This is a genomic window from Paraburkholderia mimosarum LMG 23256 = NBRC 106338 (assembly GCF_000739815.1).
GTDB lineage: Bacteria > Pseudomonadota > Gammaproteobacteria > Burkholderiales > Burkholderiaceae > Paraburkholderia > Paraburkholderia mimosarum.
In genome coordinates, this window is sequence record NZ_BBJJ01000326.1 from 1 (window position 1) to 1,085 (window position 1,085).

Below are 1,085 nucleotides of genomic sequence, written 5' to 3' on the forward strand. Positions count from 1 at the left end.
GGGGCACGTCCCGGACGCGGCGCTGCCCAAGGGATTCGAGTATGCGGACGGCCGCGCCCCCAGCGCGCCACAACCGGAAGGCTGCCTGATCGGGGTGGCGCAATGAGCGACGCAAGCGCAAACCAGAATTTGCCGTATGGCGGCGTGCGTGTCGTCGAGATGGCACGTTCAACCGAAACAAGAAAAGCATTGCGGTCGATGTGAAGGACCCACGGGGCGTGGAGATCGTCCACAAGCTGCTTGCCGGGGCGGACGTCTTCAGCGAGAACTTCAAGAGCGGAACGATGGACAAGCTCGGCCTCGGGTATGCCGCGCTTTCCAGGCTCAATCCACGTCTCGTCTATGTGTCGCACAAGGGGTTTCTGCCCGGCCCGTACGATCATCGCACCGCGCTCGACGAAGTCGTGCAGATGATGGGCGGGCTCGCCTACATGAAAGGGCCCGAGGGCAGACCGCTGCGCGCCGGGACGAGCGTCAACGACATCATGGGCGGAATGTTCGGTGCAATCGGCGCGATGGCGGCGCTGGCTCAACGCGAACGCACGGGGCGTGGTCAGGAAGTGCAGAGCGCGTTGTTCGAGAACAATGTGTTCCTCGTCGCCCAGCACATGATGCAGTTTGCCGTGACCGGACAGGCCGCGGCGCCGATGCCGAACCGCATTTCCGCGTGGGGTGTCTACGACGTGTTTTCGGTCAAGGAAGGCGAGCAGATCTTTCTGGCGGTCGTCTCCGATACCCAGTGGGCACTGTTCTGCGACGCTTTCGGCCTCGCCGAACTGAAGTCGGACGCGCGCATCGCCTCGAACAATCAGCGCGTGCAGGCCCGCGACTGGTTGCTGCCGCAGTTTCGCAAGCATATGGAAGCCTTCACGGCTGCCGAGATCAGCGCAATCTTCGAGCGCTGCGGGCTTCCTTAGGAAACACTGAGTCGCGGAGTCCGGCAGCGCCTTCTGCGCGCCGTGGTCCGTCTGGAGACGAGCATGACATCGACTTCACTCAACCTCTCAGCAGACCACCCAGCATATTCTACGCTGGAGCAATCGGCCGTCAGCAAAGCCGCGTCGCGCTTCATTCCACTACTCGCA

General features: G+C 62.9%; 2 pseudogenes. Both read left to right on the forward strand.

Going from position 1 to position 1,085, the window contains the following annotated elements:
- A pseudogene (locus BMI01S_RS43770) lies at nt 1-106 on the forward strand (hydroxymethylglutaryl-CoA lyase); the annotation flags it as partial.
- 53 nt (nt 107-159) lie between these two features.
- Nucleotides 160-914 (forward strand): annotated as a pseudogene (locus tag BMI01S_RS37700) (CaiB/BaiF CoA transferase family protein); the annotation flags it as partial.
- Between the last annotated feature and the right edge of the window lie 171 nt (nt 915-1,085).